Below are 22570 nucleotides of genomic sequence, written 5' to 3' on the forward strand. Positions count from 1 at the left end.
GCAGTCAGGGCTTCCTTTGTTACTGTGACGAACAATTAGAACACAACCAATTCTTTCATTTTTTGTTGAACTATTCCCACATAGGAAAACCTCATATCATACATCCTAGTTCGGTTGTATAATAGACTTTTACCCGATTGTTTTACATCTAAGTAAAAATAATTTTATAATCTCATTTTATTAAGATGGGGCAGACTTCATTTTTCACAAAAAATAACTTCAAGATAGAAAAAGAAGACAAATTCTAGTAAGATATTCACATGTGACATTAGATAAGGGGTTAAAAAAATGAGCGTATTAAATGTAAAAAATTTAAGTCACGGTTTCGGTGATCGTGCGATTTTTAATGATGTGTCTTTTCGACTTTTAAAAGGAGAGCACGTTGGACTAGTTGGGGCAAATGGTGAGGGTAAGTCTACTTTCATGAATATTGTTACTGGGAAGTTGCAACCCGATGAGGGGAAAGTGGAGTGGTCAAGAAAAGTTCGTGTAGGTTATTTAGATCAGCATGCTGTACTTCAAAAAGGTACTACGATGCGTGACGCTTTGAGTACTGCTTTTCAATACCTATTTGATGCTGAAGCAGAGATCAATGAACTTTATGCAAAAATGGGCGATGAAGGTGCTGATATCGATGCATTACTTGCAGAGGTTGGAGAACTACAAGAAACTTTAGATAGTAATGATTTCTATCAAATTAATTCAAAAGTTGAGGAAGTTGCTCGTGGTCTAGGATTAGACGATGTTGGACTCGACAGAGATGTGGATGATCTTAGCGGTGGGCAACGTACGAAAGTTTTGCTAGCTAAGCTTTTGCTAGAAAAGCCTGAAATCCTATTACTAGACGAGCCTACGAACTATTTGGATGAACAGCATATCGAATGGTTGAAGCGCTATTTACAGGAATATGAGAATGCATTTATCTTGATTTCACATGATATTCCATTCTTGAACAATGTTGTGAACTTGATCTATCACATGGAAAACCAAGAGTTGAATCGCTATGTTGGTGACTATGATAACTTCTTAAATATTTATGAAATGAAGAAGCAACAGCTAGAGTCTGCTTACAAGCGTCAACAACAAGAAATTGCTAATTTGAAAGATTTCGTTGCTCGTAACAAGGCAAGTGTTGCGACTCGTAATATGGCGATGTCTCGTCAAAAGAAGCTCGACAAAATGGAAGTTATTGAGTTGGGGAAAGAGAAGCCGAAACCAGAGTTCAACTTCAAAGAAGCTCGTGCAGCTAGTCGTTATATTTTCACGGCTGAAGATCTTGTTATTGGTTACAATGAACCACTTTCTCGCCCGCTGAATTTGAAAATGGAACGCGGACAAAAAATTGCATTTGTTGGCGCAAACGGTATTGGTAAGTCTACTCTTCTAAAAAGTATTCTTGGGTTGATTGATCCAATTTCGGGTAAAGTGGAACGTGGTGAGTATCAACACATCGGTTACTTCGAGCAGGAAGTTAAACAGTCCAACTACAACACTTGTATTGAAGAGATTTGGAGCGAGTTCCCAAGTATGAATCAGGCTGAAGTACGTGCTGCTCTTGCAAAATGTGGATTAACGACGAAACATATTGAAAGTAAAATCGAAGTCCTTTCTGGCGGCGAAAAAGCCAAAGTTCGATTGTGTAAAATTTTAAACACAGAAACGAATTTATTAATTCTAGACGAACCTACCAATCACTTGGATGTTGACGCAAAAGAAGAATTAAAGCGTGCTTTAAAGGCCTATCGCGGAAGTATCTTAATGGTATCCCACGAACCTGATTTCTATCGTGAAATTGCGACTGATATTTGGAACTGTGAGGATTGGACTACGAAAGTGTTTTAAATAAAGAATAAGGGGTACCCAATGAGTAGTATCTCATTTCGGTACCCCTTTTATTAATATTGTTAAATATCACTTCTATAAACTATTTATCAAGCCTTTTTCCGAATGATGGAAAGGTTTGAAATGTAGTGAGAACACCGTATTGGGCAACGCTATACCCCACCTTTTCCCCAATAAAATGGCTTCCCTAAGTATAGCTTCAAAAAAGAATATCAGACACCTAAAATTGCGTCTGATATCCTCGTAAAATTATTTATAAGATTTGAGTTCAACGTAAGGTTTTTAATGCTCTACTCCAATCAACAACCTCACCAAGCATAGCATTTACATTATCTAGATGTAATTCTTGTGGTTTAAAATCAGTCATATTTTCAAAGTCCGTAAATAATGAAAGGGTTGGGTGTGTGCGAACATCAGCCATTTTTAATTCGGCACATATTCCACGCAAATGTTCTGCCGCACGAGCACCACCAGTTGAACCATAACTCACTATTCCTGCCGCTTTGTTATACCAATTTTCACGAGCAAAGTCTAATGCGTTTTTCAAAGCTCCAGTTAGGCTATGATTATATTCTTGAACAATAAAAACAAAACCATCAAGGCTTGCTAATTTTTCATTCCAAGGTCCGCCCTCCGAACCATCGGTTGTTCCTAGGAAAGGTAAATTATAATCAGCTATATCTACAATTTCATAATTTGCGTCTCCACGTTTGTCAGCAATTTCTTTTACCCATTCTCCTACTTGTGGACTTACACGTCCTTGGCGAGTGCTTCCTAATATAATTCCAATGTTTAACTTTTCTGTTGTCATCGTTTCTACCTCCTCAGTTTGTTTCCCAAATAGTTTGTCAAAAAAACCCATTTTCAACACCCCTTTAAAAGTTATTATTTACTTGTTTCTCTTCGAACAATTGGAGCAATTTCCGTTGCTAACAATTCAATCCCTTTGGCCACATTCGTAAAAGGCTGACCACCTATATCTAATTGAGCTAGGAAACGTTGGTGTCCAAAAAGTTCATATTGTTGAAGAATCTTTTCAACGACTTGCTGTGGACTGCCCACGAACAATGCAGTATCCGGACTAGCCATGTGGTCAAAGTGCTCCCTTGACATCCTTGTCCCCATTCCACGCTGACGATTCACATACTCCCAGTAATTAGAGTAATAAGGATAAAACTCATCTTTTGCTTGCTGGGTTGTCTCAGCCAAATAGGCATGGCCGGTTACACCAACCTTCAAGTTTTGAGGTGAATGTCCAGCATCTATTGCCGCTTGACGATATAGATCGACAAGCGGCTTAAACCGTCTTGGATGACCACCTAAAATAGCTAAAGCCATTCCCACACCAAATCTTCCAGCACGAACGGCACTTTCAGGTGTCCCCCCAACTCCAATCCAAACGGGTAAATTTTCTTGCACCGGTCTTGGAGCAATTTCAGCATTCCTTAATGAAGGGCGAAACTCACCTGACCATGTAACGGTCTCATTTCGTGTCAGTTGTAAGAGGAGGTCCATATGTTCTTCAAACAATTCATCATAATCGTTTGTACTAAAACCGAAAAGAGGAAATGATTCAATAAATGCTCCTCTACCAGCCAGAATCTCAGCTCGTCCATCTGAAACTAAATCCAAGCTAGCAAAATCTTCAAATAGACGAACAGGATCAAGCGTGCTTAAAACACTTGTTGTACTTGTTAATCTAATTTGTTTTGTTACTTGTGCAATAGCAGCCAATAGCACCGCTGGGGACGAAGAAGCATAATCCAGACGATGATGTTCTCCTACTCCAAATACATCGAGTCCTACCTCATCAGCAAGTTTGGCGGCTTGAATAATTTCATTTACCCTTTCCTTAGCCGTAATCATCTTTCCAGTCAAGGGGTCCGGACCTATATCTGCAAGTGTGTATATACCAATTTCAATACCCTTAGTAGCCAATTGGGCACCCCCGCTCTTATATAGCTAACTTTATTGCAATTCCAGAAGGATCAAAGGTTATAAATTGATTATTTTCTTCTATTACCTCCGCACCAATCTGCTGCAATTTCGCGACTGTTTGTTTACGAGTCTCTTCATTATCAAAAATGAGTGTAAACGAATCGAGACCAACACTATTTTTGGCTGGCGCAGGAGCCCCAACACCATTCCACGTGTTAACACCTACATGATGATGATATTTCCCGTAGGAAAGGAATAAGGCTTGTCTTCCAAATCGGTTAACAACATCCATTCCCAATCCTTTTACATAAAATTCTTCCGTCTTAATTAGTTCTGACACATGTAAATGAATATGACCCATTACCGTTTCCTTAGGCATTCTTTGCCAAGGCTTATCCGGTGTTGCATGTTTTAGCAAGTTTTCAAAATCCAATGGATCAACAGCCATTTCTACCTCATTACCATTCCATTTCCATTCAGAAGGAGTCCGGTCACGATAAATTTCTATCTCATTTCCATCTGGATCATGTAGATATAATGCTTCGCTGACAAGATGATCTGAAGAGCCAAAGCGAATTCCTTTATCTACTAAATGAATGACTATATTGGCTAAGTCCGATTGATCTGGTAATAGAATGGCAAAATGATATAAACCAGTAGTTTTTCCTTGTTTTGGTACTACGCCTTCAGGTTGTTCAAGTGAAAGAATACTTGTTTTCCCATCTGTTGTTAGTTTTGCTGTTGAGGCTGTTTGTTCCAAAATATTGAAACCAAGTATCTCCTTATAGAATTGTAAGGAACGTTCTAACTCTTCAACTTTGATTTTGACATGTCCCACGAATGTGATTGGTTTTGTGTGAAATCCCATAATTCCCCTCCAAGAGTATTCTTTTTATCATCTAAATAATTTTTGATCCAATGATAGTTGTGATCTATCTGCAAAGACGAAATAAATTGATATGGCTAATAAAATAAGCTCAAGTTCATATCCTGCCATTTGCCCATTACCAAGAAAACCAACTGAGAGCTTTGCAGTAATAATAGCTCCTGCCGTAATAAGTGCAAACAATTAGGTAAAAAGTCGTGTACCAAGCCCTATTATTATTGCAATACCACCTAATAATTCTATTACTGCTACAACATAAGCAACGAATCAGGGAATCCCCAAACTATCAAAATAGTCTAAGGAATTTGTAATACCACCTTAGAACTTGGATAATCCATGTATAAAGAATGTAAGACCTAATAATGCTCTTAATATACTTCCCAATTTTGTCTCTATTCATGTTGCATTTTTTACACTAAGTTACTTTATGTAAGTAAGTATATTTATATACTCAAGTTATGTCAAGTAACTAAATTATATTTTGTAATTCAATATCTTTTTTGTGGTACAATAGATATTAAGAGAGGTGCAATAAAAAAATGAAACAACCTACTATTTGCCCAAAATTTGAAAAGGCAATCTCGCTATTAAGTCAGAGATGGACAGCGTTAGTTATCTATCAATTATTATTGGGACCACAAAGGTTTAATGAGATTCAATCTTCTATTGGTATAAGTGGAAAGGTATTATCAGATCGTTTAAAGGAATTAGAGCACCAAGGGGTGGTAAAACGTGAGGTCATACCTGAAACACCTGTCATCATTGAATATTCGTTAACAGAAAAAGGACTTTCAATGGAACCCATTTTAAGAACGATTGAAAGTTGGTCTCAGGCTTGGGTTAAGGTGGAATTAGACTCATCTGAAAATGAATAAAGGGAATATACAGATTTTATAAAGTTAATTGAATATCAGAAAGAGCCATTAACATAGTGTTCCTTTTTGGAACCGCTTTGCTAATGGCTTTTTCTTTTTGCTTGGGAATGATTGAAGATTAATAAAAGTATATTGTATTGAAAAAGTCATTAGTAGCAAGGGTTCTAGCAGGTATTGAGATTATATTGATTTTCTATTGAATTTTACTAAAGAAAATCCCGGGATCCTAATGAGGAAAAACCGGGATAATATTGTATCAGGACTTAAAATCGGAGATGTTTATTTTAACTGAAACCGTCCTGAATAGGAAATGTTTTAGTTGGGGATAGTTTATTTTTGGGTTACTATTTCAATATTAGTTTGGCAACAGCTTCCACATGGCTTGGATGGTGATTGCAGACAAGATGTAGTGGTGTTTACCTTAGAGCATTTACATAACTTACTTACATGTTGGTTTAACTTATGATACGGTACTCCGATCCTCACTCACTGGTAAAGAAGTTTGAGCCAGTCCATCGTCCACTGTGAACCAGAAATTGTAAATAACAGAAAGTGGGCAAATACTGCCGACAGAGGAAGCAGGATCAGGATCAACATAGCGCTTCAACCAATGGTAGACGCGTTCTTGTTCGGTTGGATTCAATTTTCCCAAGTGTTTCAGTAAATTGCTGAATGCTTTGCTCATCGCCGCTTCCTCCATTAGAGTTTCATACTCTAATCATAGCACAGACGTTCGCTTTTTTTGCTGGATATCAACATTAATGTTTAACAGAGCCTAAAATAAAGAGCCTCGCAAACTATATCAAGAATTATATCATCAAACTCTTTCTTCGAGATATTCATTGATGATAAGAACTTCTTGTTCTTTCTAAAGGACTTCCACAAAAGTTTTTTATCCTTATAATCTAATTTAATTTTATATAAAAGATTTGATAATGCGATTATCAAATCTTTATGTGAGGAACATAAAACTTCATTAGCTTTTCCGTTACCTTCAGAAATAAATTTGCTGAAGTCTTCTTCATTGTACTTTGGTTGCAAACCTAATATCGGATTTACAAGCAATTGTGTTGATGCTGACATCAAATTCACATAAGCTCCTAATTCATACTGCTGAGCTTCGGTCATTTGATTATAATCCACTCCAAATGATTCTATCTTTTCAATCGCATCGTTGAGTTTAACACTTTCGTCTTTTATACGAGATATGCGTTCATTAAGCTCTACAATTGCAAGTTCATATGATTTTTTATCTCTCTTAATTATCAATGTAAAAATGTTTTCAAGTCGATTCTGATCACTTTTAGTCTTCCAAAAAAGAAGTCCACTACCCAAAAGTGCAATGCCTGCAATTGCCCAACCAACAGGTCCAGCAAGGGCTAAGAAAGCATTTCCGGCTGCCATACCGCCACCACCTGCGGCAAGTGCTCCACCACCTAACCACGCTAATGCAGCATTAGTGGCTGCAGCACCACTCAAAGCGGATATAGCCGTACCTGTTGATGCAACACCGAAAGTTGTAGCTATTCCCATTGCTGCAGTAGGACCAAGGGCGGCTACTGCAACACCTGCGCCAACACCTGTTACACCTTTTCCAGCATTCTTGGCGACAGCATTTTTATAATCTGACTCGATTTTTTCAACCTGTTGTTTCCAATTCAAACGAACTTCTTTTAGTTTTTTATATTCCAAGTGATTCTGACTTGGCACGTTTCTAATTTTATCAAATAGCTCCTGAATATCGTTTAAGGCAGTATAAAGATTGCTAGTATATTTTCCAAGCTCCTCTATTTTATCGTTTGTCTTTTTGATGGTAGATTCAGCTTGTTCTTGAGCAATCTGTAAATTTGATCTCTTCTTACTCACGCTTTATTTCCTCCCAAAAAATAAGAATCTATTTCCATCTTATTTTTTAATATTTCATTATTTGGCACATTTCTCTTTTTAGCTAACATAACAGATTTTTCAAAAGCGTGTATATACATATCACTATTCTTGAAATCAGTTATAAAATTCAAAAGATTTTTATCTTCATATAATTCCGATAATAGTTTAAGTCCCTCAATATAATTTTCTACAACTAATTTTTCTTTTCTCGCAAAGATTATTTCTCTTTCTGCTTTTTGTATGCCAATTTCACGCTTAACTTCACCGTATAAGGAAATAGTTAATCGTCCAACCCCTACGATGTTAAGACACAAGAAAAATTCAGTCGGATTAAAAGATCCTGCACCTGTTACAAAACCTCGAACAGTAGCATCACCTATATCTATAAGGCAAAACGTCCCATGTGCTACAGTCAACATTCTTTTAACAGTTGGATTTGAAAAAGGCTCACACTTTTTCCACATAAGTGAAAACGAACGAGTTTCTTTATCGGTTTCAGCAAAATATTTTATAAGTCTTCTGATAGCAAAAACAAGTCGAACTAACATCTCGTTTATAAAAACTGGAATGGCTTGAGTCGACTGGAATCGAGCATCATATCCTTCTTTATATATATTTATAGCTAGCTCGTTTATTGAGTTATCGAACTGTGACACAGGAATATTCAAAGACCTTTTTAATGCAATAATATCATTTGACCATGTCCATAAAGGAGAAGGAATCCCCATTCCACGGCCCTTGCTACCTGATGAGCCTGACATATCAGATATTAAATGACCAAACCAATTAGCAAATGCACAGAATAATTTGCTTGGTATGTTGTTTCCTCTTAACTCGAATTTCCCATCTGCATCAGCTAAAGATATAAGTTCACCACCGGAAATAAAATGCGAAGAATTAGTAAACTGGTCTAATATCGAAAAGAACAAACCAAGCAAACTAGGATTATGTGCGAGTGATTTAAAATGATGATTTGTCGGATTTAAATCAAAAACAAAACTTGCCGCGTCACCAACTCCACGCTGGTCATATGGAATTTTAAACTTTTTTTCAAGAAAACGGATTGCTGAAGACAAAGAGTTCTCTCCTTTATCTTCCCATCCGCACAATTTAGCAAAATAAGTTGTTCGATTAGCAAACCATTGATCAGTAATATCTCCGAGAGGTGATTCTCCAGGTTTACCAACCAAGAAAATATCAATGATGCCACACAATGCACCTGAACTCGCAGCTAATATATAGTCCAATTTATCACAATTAGGCTTTAAGCTTTGAATTGACTCAATTGTTTCATCTAAATTATGTATTTCTAATTCTGCTTGATTTAGTGCTGCGACAATAGACGATGTGAAGTCATGTTCACCATCCACAACGCTCATCTCAAGCAACAATTTTGTGTTTTGATTTTCTCTAAGTATCTCACCCACCTATGCACACCTCATTATCACTTATTTTTGTTCTTCCAAAGATCGTGATATGTAATTTTAACCTCTGCATCCAACCGGAATTCATCGTAAGAATTAAATTTCTTCTCGCCATCAATTGTGACTGATTCTACTTCACCCTCTGGACCAGCGGCATATAACCTTTCATCGATTTGTTCAGGTTATCCTTACGAAACTTTCCAAAGAAAACCCGTACAAATAATCATCCTTTCTATTAATAGAAAGATTAGTTTATTAAATTAAAAAAAGATTGTTGTTATATAAAATTACAAAAAATTAGAAACCGATAAACTGCTTTTTTGAAACTTTTACTATTTTATTAATTGATTTGCCATAGGTACTTGCAGGATGACGGGGATCATTATTTTCAGTTAATAAAGTGGTAGTGTCTTCAACCTTAAAAGTATAAATTTCTTGTTTAGAAGAAAATAACACTTTTAACACATTACTTACCTCACGATAATAAAATAAATATGGAATCGCCCACTTTTTGGTTTTCCCCAAGCAGCTACTATGATATCAGTCGTTTTTAGTTCTTTCTGAATTGTTGCGATATTATATTGTCTAATATTTTTATATTCACCTATTGACTCCATATCTTTTATTTTTTCAAATGCCAAATAAGGCTTTGGTGAACACACAGGAAATATATTTACTACTTTAAGTTCTTTGATTAAATTCTCATTCATAGTAAATGTAGTGAAAAATTCTATTAATTATCTACGCTTTGGTCAGATTCTACACGATTTGCTTTTGACGGGTTCATCATAACTACTGTGATAGATAAACCTTCGTTTCTATTCTTAAATGGAATTCTAAGAACATAACGCAGACTAATATGTGGTAAAGCACTTTTTGGGTTTTTTCGAGTGATATACTTAAAATATCAATTATTGATGAATCATATTCCATAAGAAAGCACACCTCCATAACGGCGATATAAAACAATCTTATCTTCATATAATACTTGCAAACTATTATTAATCTTTATTCATGCCTTTTTACTTTTTATTGCTGCTTTCTTCTTTTTCCTCTCTGCTAACTTAACCCGGACACCACCTTTTAAGGCGCACTTCCTCGTTTCTTTCATCAACTGCCGCCTATATAGATTCAGCAGTATTCCAATCGTTTTCCATTTGATAGTTTCCTATCTAGTAATTCATAAGAAATAACGTGATTATATCGATACCCCATCACACCACATGAGAGTAAAAGCCGACCAACTTATATGACCGGCTTTTGCACGCTATACACTTATTAATCTATTTTTTGACACTTTATTACAGCCCCATGATTTCTTTCTTTTTAGCATCAAACTCTCCCTGTGTTAAAACACCCATATCAACAAGTTCTTTTAACTTTTTCAATGTTTCGATCTGCTCGTCGAAAGACATTGAAGAACTTGGCGTTGAAGCTGGTTGGCCTTGTGGTCCAATATTCTGGGCCATATTCATTCCAAAGAGCATACCTCCTCCGTTTCCAAGTCCATTATCTTGAATGCCCTGAGCAATTTTTTGCTGTGCAGCAATATTGGAAGCTCTCTGTGAAACATCTTCATACGCTCTCATATTCATCTTGTTCGCAGAGAACCCGTTAACAAGCTCTCTAGATTCTGGTGAAAATTCGATATTTTCAACCGCAACCTTAACAAGTTCAAAACCGAATCGGTCTTTCCATGTGCCAGCATTATATGAATCCTCAGATATTCTCTTTGAAATTTCAACTGCCTGTGAAGGCAACTGTGAAATCCTATATGTAGTTGAAAGTGAATTCAATGCAACGATAAATGATTGTACAAATTCTGAAAGAACTTGTGATCTCACTTTTGGATTATCAAATGAATAGCTACTTACGTTAGCTGGCACAAAGTTTTTTATAAACCTCTCAGGATTAACTATTTTAATAGAAAAGCTCCCATATGAATAAATTTCGAGGTCGCAACCATAATACAAATCATTATAGACCTGAGGGCCGCGTGTTCCAAACTTAATATTACGAATTTCACGTAAATTGACAAATGCTATTCTCTTTTCCGAAGAAGAGATACCACCGTAGCCGATTCTATCTTTTGCCTGTTTAATGATTGATGCGGCTATACCATTTCCATTGAATAAGCTTTCCTCACCATCTTGATATTCATAGCTGCCAGGAGTAGTGATAATGTTTTCAATTCCGGCTTGGCTAAAAATGAAGGCTGCTGTATTTTCAGGAATAAATATTTTTGAGCCGTTTGATATAACATCCATTGATCCATGCATATTGACTCCACGCCCATTGTTATTCGTTTTAAGTATTCCAGGTGCTACAGCTGTATGTTCATCAAAATATCCAGCAGTTATTAGTTTTTTCCACTGATCAGCAAAGGAGCCTCCTACCGAATCAGTAATCGCTTTTAAAATTCCCATAGTCATCAACCTCTCTCATTATAATATTTGGTCTGTATCACAATAATTGCAGCGAATGCTTTGACCTTTGGTTCCAGTAAGAGGTGACATACAACCGATACATTTTTTTGTAGCCTTTACCGCATCCGCAGCTTTGGTTTTGGATTTAATTCCTAATGTTCCTTTAAAAACACCTATAGTATCTTTAAGCGTTTCTGCTACAATATCCGCTCCGGGAATTGCAAATTGATTTGCTACTGAATTTGACTCTCTGCCAATTAATACCTTGCTAATCCCATTAACATATTTCACAATTTCCTTTTTGGCTGAGCTTTGAAATTTGAAAGTCAATTGGCCATTTGTAAAATATATCTGAAGATTAGGTATACCATTAGTACTTTTACCCATAATAGCCTGTGCTTCGCCATTTATGATTTTCACCTGATTGAGTGGGTATTTCCGCACACTTTTTGTATTTCCAAACAAGCCCTTACTAACATGGATAATGTTCATGTTAGTAAGAACAAGTTCATCGTTAAATGCGGTCATAAGCCCGCTGCCTTCACAAACACCGGTACTCTGAATAAGAATTGATTCACTTGGTTCTAAATTGTATTTCACCATATTTATACTTCTCCTAAGCTCTTTTATTGACGTACAGCCTTTCCTTTAATTCACCCAAATTCAACCTATACTACTTAAAATATATTTACTTTATTGATTTAACGCTAACCACTACATTAAATATGTGCGGTCATTATTGACTAGTACTTCAAACCACTCGGAACAAAGAAAATATTCTTCTACATAATTTATTATTGGTGGAGTATAATATCTTGAGTGAATTTTTCCAAGTGTTAAATTAGCCTTATTGCAGAAGTGGATACTATATACAAGGCTTTTATTCTACATTTTCCGTAATCATCTAACCATCCCATTAGAACTTGCTCTATTACTTCCTAAAAGTTTCTATTTTAGGAATTTCACTCCTACTATTTTACTATATTTTGGTTTATATTTATACAAGAAAAGTGCCTATGGGACCCAATTAGCCAGGTCTACAATAATATTCGGGCAAGAAATATATCAATTCAGAGACAACTCAAAGTTTTACTCAATAAGCCGTTATGGAAGGGTACACCGCACCTGCTAAAAACTCGAGGATATTTTTGTAAAAAGAGTTTTTTTGTAGATTTTAACTCAATTAATTGTGTTAAAAAAAGGATCAATTATTGATTCAGTAACAATTTGAATAAAAGCAGGAAAACCCTATTAGGTTCCTGCTTCTTCTTATATTGTTGTTTCTAATATTATTATAATATGATTTATTTCAATTCAAGCTAGATGCAAATCATAATTATTTTAAACATTCAGAATTACATCACGTATTTCATTTAGTTTTTCAAGTGTGTATGGTAGTGTGGCTATCAGTTCTTGCTCCTCATCTAGTCTTGGTTTAGAAATATTGTTAAATTCCTTCTCACTTATGCTAACACCTCGCAAATATGTATTTTAGTAGGGAATCATTAAGTGTAGAAATTCTAATAACAGTCACTAACACATATTATCTAATACCCTAAATTTCTTTAATTTTCATAGACTGCGACCTAATAACACGTAGTATTCTTCTCAAACTAAATTAAAATACAAATGGATCATTGTTAATTTCATATGTATGCAAAGACAGTGGGTATTCTATTTTTGTAAGTACGGTTTTTCCTATTATTCTTGCTGCAAAATAGCTAATAATTGCATCTTCTACTGAAAATAACCTGGCCCTCTCATCACGCATGTTAACTTCATGTTTTGCCTTGTTAAATAAAACGATAAAATTAAATAATGAATTAATGAGCACTTCATCAAAAATATTTTTTTCTTTTGCTTCATGTGCTAATTTTCCTAAAGTAGATTTTGAAAATCTTAATTTACCCATTAATTTTGTACTGACAACAAAGAGCCTCATAACAGCTTCTAAATGCATACCACTATAATGTATAACATGCCTAGCATGCAATCTAATATCTAAAACATCAATTTCAGACCTTGCATTCTGTAAAGGTCGAAAGAGCTCCCTCTCCAAACCTCCTGGAAAAGGGTTTTTCTTCGGATCAGCGGGCATACAGTAGCCACCAATTCCTCCTATTTTTTGATCCATTAACCATAAAACTTGTGTTTCATATTTTTCTTTCTTTGTTTCTATTTCATTTAGGAAAGTTTTAATATATCCTCTTTGTTCTTCATTCAAAAGCTTTTTAAAAATAAGCTTGGTCTCTGGAAGTGCCCCATTCATATATGTCTCTCTCCAATTTAATTATGTTGATTTCAATTTGTTATCTAGAAAGGAAAATAGAGGGTTCAGTCGTTCAACATCATAGCCTTTTATTTGTCCCTCATCCCCTTAAACCCGTCAGCCAAAATGGATACTGCTCCTTTATTTGCAGCTGAAAGGAGATTAGTCTTCGTTACGTTTACTTTTTCTTCTTTTCTTGGCTCAAGCCCATTTCGATAAACAAACTTTTTTCTTAATATTGATTTTTTTTGATTGTAATAGAGAACAAATCTTTTTAAGTTCGAGCTTTGATCGGTGTTCTTCCAAATAATATAAAAGCTCGGATGCTCTTCCCATTCTTCTACCGATAACATTGAAGATAGTAAAGATAACATTTTTAAATTAAAGTCATTGTTTAGCCTTACGATCCGTTCACATGTAACTTTTGGTTCATTAACACTTGGAAGATTATCTTCAGAAACACCATCAAACTTCTTTAATCGTTCAACAAATTGATTATAGGTTAGGATTGGAAATCGTTCCTCTATTGTTTTTTCGATGTCTTCATTGGTTACCTGCACTTGAAGTATTTCCAATTGCTGTTGGATTAAGTCTGTGTATTCCGAGTACGATTCTCGAATCGGATGCATACGCTGATGAATCCGTTTCAGGTGAAGTCCTAGTTTGGCTTTTTCAGAACGCACTTGCTGGTAATTATCCTCATCCCTTAACAGAAAGTCCTTCGCAACAATAGAGGATAGGGCCAGCACAAGTAAATACTGTACTTCTTCATCCTGGATATCTAGAGTTTGGTGCTCAGTATACTCTTCAAGAGCTTTAACGACCTTACACAACTCCTCCACAATCCCATTTTTAGAATAAAGTTCATTGCCTAGTTTATAATACAGTTTTAGTAAAAACCCACAATAAATCGTCAAGTTTCTTACAAAAGCATCAGGAGAAATTTTTTCTAAAAAGGAGGAAGAAGTGATACCTTGGTGTAGCTTTTTTGTAAAACGGTACATTCTTCTTAATAGCTGTTCTTTAAGATCCCGTGTTAGTTCACCACTTCCCTGATGGGGTGATCGCTCATTACTTACTTCGAGAGTCGCTACTGCTTCTTTGTTGAATTGACTTAATATGGATTGGATAAGGCTTCCAAGCACATCCACCCCACCAACAGAACAATACTTAATATCTTCCAAGCTTTCATCAATATAATAGTCTTCAAGATTTCCACTAACCTCTGTTTCATTACCATCACTAATTTCAATGTTTTGATAGACAGTTAAACTAGTTTTGATTCCCTTTTTCTTTTCCTCTATATCCTCTTCTGTGAGAACTAACCTATGATGTAAATCTTCAAGTAAACTAACGATATTTTGGTAATCCTCTAAATGAGGGTCCTCCTTGAGATTCTCATAGGGCAGCTTATTTATGTTTTCAAAATGCCTCTGAAGCAAATCAATATGATGCACCCACCCAAATAGCTTAAAGGATTCCTTATTTATAATGACTTCAAGCTCCACAATAGAAGAAGGAGTACAATCCTGAAACTCATACGTCCAAACCTGAGTGTTTATCTCCTTAACTTGACCTTCGGTGCCTTTTAAAGAAAGACAATCTATATACTCATTTGTTTTCACTTTTACTGTTAGGCACTTATTTTCATAGAGTCCGTCCACAAAGCTAACGGGATTTAAAGCCGTTTCTCTGGTCTCATCTTCCTCAAGGACAGAAAAGCTGTCTGGCATGATCTGTTTAATTTGGATACTTTCTAAAAAGAACGATTCAAATGTTCCTCTTGCAGCTTTCTCTACAACTATCACTTCACTGTTTCCAGCATCCATAAATTTTTGTAAAAATGCCTGACGACTACAATTGGCACTACCATAAACAATGACCTCTTCCTCATCACCGACAAATCGAAAAACCTTCCCGTGGTACCGCTTGTCCCAATCCTTATGAAAGACAGCCTCATAGATAGAAAATCTTGTACTTTGCAGAAAGTGTTTTGAAAAGTTTGTTGTTCCGTTTTGCAAATATACCCTGATTTCACTATCGATAAAGGCATTTTTCCATTTATTCAATACTGATAGGGAACGGTCAAAATAAGGAGTAAAGCACTCGATTAAACGAATAGTGGTTGGTAGAATTCCAGACAGTTGTTCCTGAAGAGAGTGGGTATGATTATGTAAGATTTGTACCAAACCGTTTGAGTTTGTCTGTTGAAACAAGTAAGGATATTCGGTCAGCTTTTGAAAGATGGACTTCCAAAGCTTCTGATCTTGTTCATGATGGAGAGAATGAAATAATTGGTACGCTGCTTGAATAATCGCTAGATGATTTGTATCCAGCTCCTCTTTATTATATGTAAATACATTAAAAACCTCGTGATTTGTAATAAAGCCCGCTGGTGTTAAATTTCCGCTTCCAATCATGAGCTTGGCCTTCTTTTCACCTAACAAAAGATACAACTTAGGGTGAAAGGCCTGATTTGTTTCTACACCTTTCACAATATAATGAGTACCGAGCTCTACAATATTGGGCTTTTGAATTGACTCCTGCAAGCAGTTTTGATCCACTACTAACCCTACATAAGTACAGTTTTGTTCTAGCAAATGTCGCATAATCATCTTTTCAAAGAAGACGAGATCAATCGAGTATGAAGTGAACAACGCAACTTTATAGCCTGGTTCATTTAACTCATCGATAAGATTAACTGTTTTCATCTAACTTCACCTGACCATATGGTGTTACAGAAAAGGAACCGTTTATTCCTTTTATTAACTGTAAGTCCTCTAATATCGTTAAGCCTTGGTTCACACGAAATACGTTAAACGTTGGTCGATCATCATTTATAAAATAAAGCTTGCCATCATTTTCAACAAAATGATACGTGTCGTTCTTTGTCGTTATGATTTTATTTAAAGCAACCTTCTGATGTTGGCCTAAAATATAATATTTTAAAATGTATGAGACAAAATCTCTTACTAATTCATCCTGATTTTGCTCAACAATATGATCCCAGGATTGAAAGGAGATACTCTCTCTTCCACCTAACGTTAAAAGACCTCTATGCAATTCATTAAAATCACTTCTATTTTGAAGACGATGACGTATATCTAAAAGCACCAATAAAGCATTCCAAACATGTGTTACCACATTCCGCTGATCGGAGGACATATTTTGAACATATTCCTGACGGATATCTGCTTGTAGAGGGATTAAATCTTCTAATTGACGAACATTTTGATATAAATCATACCCAGCAGTCTTTAACTCATCTAAAACACGAGTAATTAACTCGGAGGTTGTATAAATCCTTCTAGACATCTGATCAAGTCCATACGACCAAATACTATCTAAACTATAGGTAAACATTTGACGAGCATGATAGATCTCCCATCCAATCGCAACCGTATGGAGCTCCTTTGGAACATGAATCTTTTGGTGATAATATCCATCATACATCGTCTTTTGCCAGGCCTTAAAAGACATTCTTTGCCCTCGTAGTTGACGAATAATATTCATATAATAGAGCAATGATTGCTTTCTTAGCCTTCCTCGATCACTCTTCGATTCTTTCGGCATAAAGAGGTTTGTCAGTATAGGCAGATCCTTTGAAACTCCATACTTCATACTCGAAAGTCCCGCTACTGATCCGTATTCCACTAGTACATCCCTTGGAACGGGAACATCGGAATGACGATATCTTTGATAAAAAACCGTACCTTCTATAGACTTTTCAAATGACTCCGCAAGTTCTTTACCAAGTGGTGTCATGCGGTCAATCTGAACACCTTTATCGGCATTGGATTCCCGTGTTAATCCTACAATCTTCATTACATTTCGATACGTTCCATAGCCTCCAAAGGAGTCCTTCACATAATCTAGGACAGGCTCAAAAGCAGACTGAGTGCTCTCCCAAGCAGCCACTCCTTTTGTACTTCCAATTAAGGCATTTGTCACGGTTTTGGTTTCCACAGCCCAACCGATATTGGCCAGTATGTAAAACCACTCTTGTGTTTTTAGAAATCTCTTAAACTCTTTCAACGATTTTTCAGATTGACTATATTGAAGGAAATCATGAAGGACCCAAGCAAAAAACGCCCAATATCTAGCGCGGGGCGTAATACTTGTAATACCAGACTGGAGTGTGTCGGCTATGCTAATTCCAACAAACCGAATACCAAGATGATCTTCACCTTTTATTGTATTAACGTTAGAGGTTGTCCAACCAGGACCTTGAATAAGTTGCATGGATGCTGTCCTCCTAAATTAGTTTTCTTATAGAACTAGAACTATTTATTATTATATTAAAATATAGTGAAAATTAGGAAACTCTTTATTAAGTTTTTTTGGGGTTAATAGCTTATAGGATATCTCTCTGTGCATGAAGTGCTATTCTCTTATGGATTTATCCTGCACCGACACCTATACAATTTTAGCTCCTACAGGTACTCCGCAAATACTCCATCCACCAACCATTCCTCAGCACCATCTAATAAATTTTGCTTCTGCAGAATAGACCTTTCGAAAGTATCTCCAAACAAGTTCAATGTATTCTTACAAAATCCATGCAAATTTAACTTTTCCCGCTAATTAATATCTCTTACTTCATGATTACTTTAAATTAATATAAAAATAGAAATCCAAATCAATTATTTTATCCATACAACCATAAATAGGTTATAGGTCTTACAATTCTAAAGCAATACCTGTATTCCCTTTTTATTAAAGGTATTTGTAAAATTTTGTTGAATGTAATTACTTTGGAAATAAATTACTTCTATAGAACTGTAGGAGGATAGTCGATGAGCGATGAAACACCTCAAGTAAATAAAAAGTCGGTATCACCCGATGAAGTTCTTTCTAGTACTGATCCAGGTGATGAAGTACAGAGAAGATTTAGATACCAGCATACATATACTGCACTTATTGCTATTCAAATGACTTCAGGAAAAATAGCTTATAAAGAATTACTATGTGAACACCATGAAGACATTCTAGGTGTTCGTAATGATGGGAAATTTGAAGGAATACAAATAAAGACAAAGCAAATATCAGACGGGCCATTTGAATTGGAGGAAGAGTCAGTAACGAAAAGCCTATTAAGGTTCATTAAACTAAATAACGATTTTCCGGATTCATTTAAGAAATTTATTTTTGTATCTAATTGTCCAACGAGAAACGATGGGACAGGGAAAAGTTTAAATAATCTAATAAATCAGGCAAAAACTAAAAAAACACAAGATCCCTTTAAACCAGGTACATTAGAGAAATTTTTTAAATGGCTATGTGAAAAAAGTAAATCAAATGAGCATGATGTCATTAGTGTCTTATCCATGATCGAAATTCAACAAGGTCCTAGTATTGAAGATATAGAATCAAAAATTTTAACTGATCATTTAGGTAAAATGGATGAATGCTTACAAACACCTTTACCTAAATTAAAACTCATCCTTGATTCTATTGTTAGTCATATTTATTTTTCTTCATCTAAAAGGGTTGAAAATCCGCTTCAAGATTATATTGCCTTTGTAGATGGTAACGAGCAGCTACTTGATAAAGTGTATATAAATACTAAAAGGATTTCTATAAAAAGTATTAACAAATTAATAACTGAGCCGCTTACAAAAAACTTGTTTCTCAGTTCAAGGAAAGGGCCTCCTATCAAAATCGATTTATCTACATCGGACCTTATGTTTTTTAAAATGCAATGTGGGCTAATTGAAGACGATAGTATTGAAATCATGGATGATTTAAGGGCATCTTCAGAGACCTATATCTTAAAGAATTATTATAAAACAAAAAATCCTAATGAAACATTAGAACAATTAGACCAAATTCGTACGATTGTAAAAAACCAAGCTATTGAATCAAAATCTAGGAGCAAATTAAAGGGGTCACCATATGGTGTAATAATGCTTCACGATATTGAAGACAGATTGGAAAAAATAGTTGAAAATCGTCATCATGATGTCTATCAAACACCTTATGAAATCCTCAAGGGCTTAGTCGGAATACTTACAAATGAATGCAAGGTTGCTTTTAGCGAAGAGCCAACAGGAGGTTGGAAAAAAGCATGGATCAATCATTACTCGAAAGAATAATTAGACTCGATGAGAATGATGAATTAAATATAATTAGGATTCTTATCTTGATTGATAAAATGGCGGGCAGAAACCAGAAGCAAACTATTGATGGGATAAATAAGTTAGTAAAATTGGATTTTCTCCTACGTTATCCAGTAGCCTTAGAAAGAGCGCTAATGAAGCTAAAAAAGGAAATGGATATACTTAAAATAGATATAAAAGTATATGAAAGAGTAAGTGTAGAGACAAATTTAATGCATTTCAATTATGGGCCATGGGATAGTAGGTATCGGAGATTCCTAACAATTCTCGAAACTAAAGGCTTAATTACTTATATTATCAGTGGAAATACAGTTAATGTCGTCATTTCTCAAATTGGTCATAAAACAGTAGAGGACATTTCTAGTTGTTCTGAATTTCAAGATTATGTAATAAGGAGTGGACTAATAAAAAAAAATTTTGGTTCATATTCTTCAAAGAAACTTATTAATTTTTTTTATGAAGTGTTTCCTGAAATGGTTACGATGAAACAGGGAGAGGAAATAAAAATATGAATTTGAAAATAGAAAACTTAACGCTTACTTGTAGAAAAGAAATAATAAAAATTCCGTTCGCAAATAATATTACTTATTTTTATGGAAAAATGGGTGCTGGTAAATCGACCATATTACAATTAATTGATTATTGTTTAGGGAATGAACTTATTGTTACGCCTGCTCTCCAACAAGAATTCATTAATGCTGAATTAAAGCTAGTATTAGGCAATAATCAAGTTATTCTTTTTCGAGAAAAGGGTTCAAATCAAGTACAAGTTGAGTGGACTGACCTTCAAAAGCAAGAGGTACTAAACGTAATTGCACCAATATATAAGCAGGAAAACGCTCAACCTTTAGTACCTAACACTAACATAATACTATTAACGGATCTGTTATTTTATTTAGGTGGATTCCAACCTCCCCTTGTTAGGAAGAGCAAAAGGACTGAGAATACAGAACTTATCCGTTTGAGTTTTAGAGATTTAATGTGGTACTGCTACCTTAATCAGGACGAGATTGATAGTTCTTTGTTTCATTTGGAAAGGGAAGCAAACAATTTTAAAAGATTAAAAAGTCGGGATGTAATGAGGTTAATCCTCGGTTTTCATCAAGAAAGTGTTGCTTTACTAGAAAATGAGCTACTTGAGGTTCGCAATGAAAAGTCAACTCTTTATTCAACTGCAAAACAACTACATATGTTTTTAGAGGAGAACCAGATAGGAGAGACTTCTACAATCTTTGAAAGAATTGAGGATATTGATAAGAATATTAATCAGATAAAAAATAATATTAATAATATCAACCAAGAAATACAACAAGAAAATACTACTCATCCAGTAGACAAATTAAAAGAAGAAGCAAGATCCTATGCAATTCTTCTAGATGAACTTAATACGTCAGTTTATGATATTGAGGTACAAATTGCACAAAGGAAAAGGCTTTTAGGGGAATTTGCTTCAGCTAAGATGAAAGTTAATCGATCGTTAATTGCTAGGAACACCCTAAAGGCTTTATCATTTTCTTCTTGCCCGCAATGTGAACGTGAATTAATAAATAGAGTCCCTAATAATAAACATTGCTCTTTATGTAAGATTCCATTTGATGATCAAAACCATTTTGAAAGTAATAACATAGAAGTAATAAAAACTGACTTAACATCAAGATATAATGAATTACAAGATTCTATTACTCGACTTAACCGACAGAGGGATGCCATGGTAAAAGAATTACATAGAATTAAAGAAGAAAAACAAGTAATTGATGAAGATCTAATAGAATTACAATCTACTTATGATTCAATTTATTTAGCAAAAGCAAAAGATTATGAACGCACATTAGGTGAACTTAAAGCTGAAAAGGTAGCCTTACATAAATTACTCCCATTAACAAATCAAGTACAGGAGTTACAAGATAAGGCAGATAATTTATCAGTTGATGAAGAACGCTTGAAACGGGAACTAAAGGAAGCACGAGAAAAAGCAGAAAAGGACAATACTAACCTTGAAGAGCTTAAATCATTATTCCTCGAGAATTTAGTCGAAGTAGGGCTCCCAGGTGTTAACCAAAATGATATAGTATCTATCAGCACAAATGACTTCATTCCAAAAATTTATCGTGAAAAAGATGATGATGTATTTGAAATGCAGTTTTCCAATCTGGGGAGTGGAGGTAAAAAGACAATTTTTAAATGTTGCTTTGCTCTAGCAATACACCGTTTAGCAAAACAAAGGAAAATACCTCTTCCAACTTTCCTTATGATTGATACACCAATGAAAAATATTAGTGAACGAGAAAATGAAGACATTTTTAAAGGCTTTTATACTTTTCTTTATAAGTTAGTAGAAAATGAGTTGAAAGATTTACAATTTATTGTTGTAGATAAGGAATACTATCCTATTCCAGTAAAGCTTTCTAAAAAGGTCGGTACATTAACAAAACATATGACTCCTGATGACCCTATGTATCCGCCATTAATACCATATTATAAAGGACACTAATCATTTTGAACTAAAATAAAATGGTAGAGGAATGAAAATATTCTTCTACCTTTTATCTTTTGCTATTTGCTATTTGATATTTTGATGTCGCCCATTACTGTACTGAAAGCAACAAAAAGATAATAGAAATAAATTCCCATTTTTTCAAACTTTTCATAACTGTTAGTAGCTTGTACGACACTCTGTCCTACAAGCCTAAGAAAGGAGCATATTTTCCTAATTACTTTTATATGAATTCAGCTCATTTATTTTCGTCAGTAGAGTCGCAGCATAATCTCTATTTGGGGTCTGCTGCTTCTTTTTGTTCAGTGATAAAATAAACGTTCCCTTCTTCCCTTTTCCTCCCGCATTCCACCGTTCGCTGTGATAATAAAGATTTTCCTTTTCTCCCGCTTTCCACCCTTTTCCACTTC

17 protein-coding genes and 2 pseudogenes are annotated in these 22570 nt (G+C 35.1%); 5 read left to right on the plus strand and 14 right to left on the minus strand.

From position 1 onward, the window contains the following. Window positions 1-288 precede the first annotated feature (288 nt). Window positions 289-1842: an ABC-F family ATP-binding cassette domain-containing protein gene (locus AA0X95_RS24650; RefSeq protein WP_413302743.1), complete on the plus strand. Its 1554-nt coding sequence runs from the start codon at window positions 289-291 to the stop codon at window positions 1840-1842. Window positions 1843-2110: 268 nt separating this feature from the next. On the opposite strand, the gene AA0X95_RS24655 is transcribed toward AA0X95_RS24650, so the two are convergent. The 4 genes and pseudogenes from AA0X95_RS24655 to AA0X95_RS24670 form a co-directional block, all read right to left on the minus strand. Beyond that, complete coding sequence (locus tag AA0X95_RS24655) at window positions 2111-2704, minus strand: NADPH-dependent FMN reductase (RefSeq protein ID WP_413302745.1); 594 nt, start codon at window positions 2702-2704, stop codon at window positions 2111-2113. Window positions 2705-2727: 23 nt separating this feature from the next. Then, complete coding sequence (locus AA0X95_RS24660) at window positions 2728-3708, minus strand: LLM class flavin-dependent oxidoreductase (RefSeq protein ID WP_413310227.1); 981 nt, start codon at window positions 3706-3708, stop codon at window positions 2728-2730. An 88-nt stretch (window positions 3709-3796) separates the two neighbouring features. Then, on the minus strand, window positions 3797-4648 hold the full coding sequence (locus AA0X95_RS24665) for a VOC family protein (protein ID WP_413302748.1): 852 nt from the start codon (window positions 4646-4648) through the stop codon (window positions 3797-3799). Window positions 4649-4675: 27 nt separating this feature from the next. Beyond that, window positions 4676-5062: pseudogene (locus tag AA0X95_RS24670) on the minus strand (DoxX family protein). Between the two features lie 143 nt (window positions 5063-5205). Here AA0X95_RS24670 and AA0X95_RS24675 point away from each other — a divergent pair. Further along, on the plus strand, window positions 5206-5541 hold the full coding sequence (locus tag AA0X95_RS24675; protein WP_413302751.1) for a winged helix-turn-helix transcriptional regulator: 336 nt from the start codon (window positions 5206-5208) through the stop codon (window positions 5539-5541). Between the two features lie 565 nt (window positions 5542-6106). Here AA0X95_RS24675 and AA0X95_RS24680 read toward each other — a convergent pair. From AA0X95_RS24680 to AA0X95_RS24725, 10 genes and pseudogenes are all read right to left on the minus strand, one after another. Continuing rightward, a pseudogene (locus AA0X95_RS24680) lies at window positions 6107-6226 on the minus strand (IS1595 family transposase); the annotation flags it as partial. Window positions 6227-6306: 80 nt separating this feature from the next. Further along, on the minus strand, window positions 6307-7407 hold the full coding sequence (locus tag AA0X95_RS24685) for a hypothetical protein (protein WP_413302753.1): 1101 nt from the start codon (window positions 7405-7407) through the stop codon (window positions 6307-6309). Continuing rightward, window positions 7404-8855 (minus strand): hypothetical protein, encoded by a 1452-nt coding sequence (locus AA0X95_RS24690; RefSeq protein WP_413302756.1) that lies wholly within the window; start codon window positions 8853-8855, stop codon window positions 7404-7406. The genes AA0X95_RS24685 and AA0X95_RS24690 overlap by 4 nt, the downstream gene beginning before the upstream one ends. A gap of 294 nt (window positions 8856-9149) precedes the next feature. After that, a complete protein-coding gene (locus AA0X95_RS24695) occupies window positions 9150-9317 on the minus strand; it encodes a hypothetical protein (protein ID WP_413302759.1) in 168 nt (55 codons plus the stop codon). A 5-nt stretch (window positions 9318-9322) separates the two neighbouring features. Then, complete coding sequence (locus AA0X95_RS24700; protein WP_413302762.1) at window positions 9323-9562, minus strand: DUF1643 domain-containing protein; 240 nt, start codon at window positions 9560-9562, stop codon at window positions 9323-9325. A 591-nt stretch (window positions 9563-10153) separates the two neighbouring features. Continuing rightward, entirely contained in the window at window positions 10154-11278 is a 1125-nt protein-coding gene (locus AA0X95_RS24705) for an SPFH domain-containing protein (protein ID WP_413302766.1), read from the minus strand. An 18-nt stretch (window positions 11279-11296) separates the two neighbouring features. Next, window positions 11297-11881, minus strand: a complete 585-nt coding sequence (locus tag AA0X95_RS24710) for a PH domain-containing protein (RefSeq protein ID WP_413302769.1) — start codon at window positions 11879-11881, stop codon at window positions 11297-11299. A gap of 1015 nt (window positions 11882-12896) precedes the next feature. After that, complete coding sequence (locus AA0X95_RS24715) at window positions 12897-13547, minus strand: hypothetical protein (RefSeq protein ID WP_413302772.1); 651 nt, start codon at window positions 13545-13547, stop codon at window positions 12897-12899. Between the two features lie 89 nt (window positions 13548-13636). Then, window positions 13637-16258, minus strand: a complete 2622-nt coding sequence (locus AA0X95_RS24720; RefSeq protein WP_413302775.1) for a hypothetical protein — start codon at window positions 16256-16258, stop codon at window positions 13637-13639. Continuing rightward, on the minus strand, window positions 16245-17789 hold the full coding sequence (locus AA0X95_RS24725) for a hypothetical protein (RefSeq protein WP_413302777.1): 1545 nt from the start codon (window positions 17787-17789) through the stop codon (window positions 16245-16247). Before AA0X95_RS24725 ends, AA0X95_RS24720 begins: the two co-directional genes overlap by 14 nt. 554 nt (window positions 17790-18343) lie before the next feature. Between AA0X95_RS24725 and AA0X95_RS24730 the strand changes: the two genes are divergently transcribed. From AA0X95_RS24730 to AA0X95_RS24740, 3 genes are read left to right on the plus strand one after another with little or no spacing between them, the layout of a single operon-like run. Then, window positions 18344-19642: a dsDNA nuclease domain-containing protein gene (locus tag AA0X95_RS24730; protein WP_413302780.1), complete on the plus strand. Its 1299-nt coding sequence runs from the start codon at window positions 18344-18346 to the stop codon at window positions 19640-19642. Continuing rightward, window positions 19615-20178 carry a hypothetical protein gene (locus tag AA0X95_RS24735; RefSeq protein WP_413302783.1) on the plus strand — a complete coding sequence of 188 codons (564 nt, stop codon included), beginning with the start codon at window positions 19615-19617 and terminating at the stop codon, window positions 20176-20178. Before AA0X95_RS24730 ends, AA0X95_RS24735 begins: the two co-directional genes overlap by 28 nt. Next, on the plus strand, window positions 20175-22157 hold the full coding sequence (locus tag AA0X95_RS24740; RefSeq protein ID WP_413302786.1) for an AAA family ATPase: 1983 nt from the start codon (window positions 20175-20177) through the stop codon (window positions 22155-22157). Before AA0X95_RS24735 ends, AA0X95_RS24740 begins: the two co-directional genes overlap by 4 nt. Window positions 22158-22570: the final 413 nt, after the last annotated feature.

This window comes from Neobacillus phoenicis, assembly GCF_047302305.1.
Lineage (GTDB): Bacteria > Bacillota > Bacilli > Bacillales > Cytobacillaceae > Neobacillus.